This is a genomic window from Luteimonas huabeiensis HB2 (genome assembly GCF_000559025.1).
Lineage (GTDB): Bacteria > Pseudomonadota > Gammaproteobacteria > Xanthomonadales > Xanthomonadaceae > Luteimonas > Luteimonas huabeiensis.
This window is the reverse complement of record NZ_JAAN01000071.1, coordinates 1-453: the sequence shown is the minus strand read 5'-3', so window position 1 is coordinate 453 and position 453 is coordinate 1. Positions and strand designations below refer to the sequence as shown.

General features: G+C 66.0%; 1 protein-coding gene. It reads left to right on the top strand.

The genetic code is table 11. The features are described from left to right. Positions 1–238: 238 nt before the first annotated feature. Positions 239–453, top strand: a 215-nt coding sequence (locus tag Z164_RS21120; RefSeq protein WP_043691096.1) for a copper resistance protein B, incomplete at its 3' end; no start/stop codon positions are given.

Here is a 453-nt window from a genome sequence, read left to right as displayed (position 1 = left end):
TTCGCGCCGGCGTGGGCGCAGGAGACGGACCACGCCTCGCACCACCCGGAAGCGAAGCCCGCTGCGACACCATCGTCACCCAAACCTGTTGACCCACACGCCGGACATCAGCCGACTCCGACAGACAAAAGCTCCAATGATCACGGGACCATGGACCACGGAAACATGGACCACGGCGCCATGAAACACGGGGCTACGGACACTGCCGGCAGCGATCACTCCACGATGGATCACCGGCATGGCCTGGGAAGCGAAAGCCTGGGTCGGCTCCGACTTGAACCGGCTCTGGCTCCGCAGCGAGGGCGAGCGTGCGAGCGGATCCACCGAGTCGGCGGATGTGGAAGTCCTGTACGGTCGGGCCATCGCCCCCTGGTGGGACGCGGTCGCCGGTGTCCGCCATGACTTCGGTTTCGACGGCGGTCCATCGCGCACCTATGCCGCGCTTGGTGTCAT